1 protein-coding gene is annotated in these 1158 nt (G+C 35.4%); it reads right to left on the reverse strand.

The window, feature by feature from the left end:
- Positions 1–1158: S-layer protein (locus F555_RS0100005; RefSeq protein ID WP_018153184.1), on the reverse strand; the 1158-nt coding region annotated here is incomplete at both ends.

Here is a 1158-nt window from a genome sequence, read left to right on the forward strand (position 1 = left end):
TACAACTGGTCCACCAACTAAGATTAAGTTTTTGTCAGCAGTATCTAATGATACTTCTGAGTCCAATTTTGCAATTGGTGCTGTTAATTTAACTGATTGTTGTGCATCTGCTAAGATGTCTTTTAATCTAACTTCTGCGTTTAATACTGTTGCTTTTTGACCAATGTCTAATGTTACTTCTTTTGATTCGTCCATCAAGAATTTAACTTTTAATACGTCGTTCTTGTCTTCGTCGTCAAATACTAATTTGAGATAGTTTGCAATATCTACTTCGTCTCTATCTCCTAACTTCTTCTTCTTGTCTCCAACGTATTTTAATGCAATACCTATTATATTAGCTTTATCAGACTCGGTAATATCTTTTTTGATTTCTAATTTATCACTATTGTTGAGTGCTGCATATGCTTCCCAGTCTGGTATGTATTCTTCACCAAGTTCGAGAGCTTTGGTATCTTTTGTAATTAATACTTCAGCGTAACCTGTTGTTCCTGCAATATCTTCCCATGCATCGTTTACAACAACACCAACATCTTTGTATGCGAGTTTTAACTGTGCTGAACTACTACCGCCAACTGTATCAGTTTTTTCTTTTACAACTTTTCCATCTTTTAATATTTGAACGTTAACACTGTATTCAGTTGATGTATCTCCACTCTTTAAAATACTTGCTATTTTAACTTCGTAGCCGTTTCCAACTGCGAATGTTTCTCCTTCTTTTAAAACACCATCTTTTGCTTCTTTACCGAGGTATATTATGTCATCTTCATCGTCGATTTTTACAACAGCGTACTCTTCACCAAGGAATGGTATTCTCATACCAGGTTTTAAGGTAACTGTGTTATTATCGTTGAATACATCTTCGTCATTTTTGTATGCAATTGATGCATATAATATTTGGTCTTCGTCTATTGATAATTTATCGCTGTCATATACAATTCTTGTAAATACGACTTCTCCCGCATCGTCGTCGTTGCTGTACCAGTCTGATGGGTCAATGTCAGTTACTTTCAACATTGTGCTAACGTCACCTAATGATGTAGCATTAAAATCGGAGTCGTTCACATCTTGTATGCTACCGCTGGCTAATTCATCTGTAACCTTAAGTTTGTCACTACCATTAATAAATCCTTTTGCATAGTCTGAGTCTGCAGCAGCTAC

This window comes from Methanothermococcus thermolithotrophicus DSM 2095 (assembly GCF_000376965.1).
GTDB classification, from domain to species: Archaea; AGJL01; Methanococci; order Methanococcales; family Methanococcaceae; genus Methanothermococcus; species Methanothermococcus thermolithotrophicus.